At 65.7% G+C, this 268-nt stretch carries 1 pseudogene; it reads right to left on the bottom strand.

Annotation, left to right across the window (positions count from 1 at the left end):
* Positions 1–268 (bottom strand): annotated as a pseudogene (locus IWC96_RS15880) (hypothetical protein); the annotation flags it as partial.

The raw sequence follows: 268 nt of genomic DNA, 5'->3' as shown, positions 1-268 counted from the left end.
AGGCGGTGGGCGACATCACCTTCGCCCTGGCCGACCCGCTGGTGGATGACGTGCTGGTGGTGGACGAAGAGGATTTCGAGAGAGCGGTGGCCTTCTATGTCACGCTCGAAAAGACCGTGGCCGAGGGCGCCGGCGCCGGCGCCCTCGGCCACGGTCTTTTCGAGCGTGACATAGAAGGCCACCGCTCTCTCGAAATCCTCTTCGTCCACCACCAGCACGTCATCCACCAGCGGGTCGGCCAGGGCGAAGGTGATGTCGCCCACCGCCT

Source organism: Brevundimonas sp. BAL450 (assembly GCF_015767455.1).
GTDB lineage: Bacteria > Pseudomonadota > Alphaproteobacteria > Caulobacterales > Caulobacteraceae > Brevundimonas > Brevundimonas abyssalis.
The sequence above is the reverse complement of the archived record's forward strand: the minus strand, read 5'-3'. Positions and strand labels throughout refer to the sequence as shown.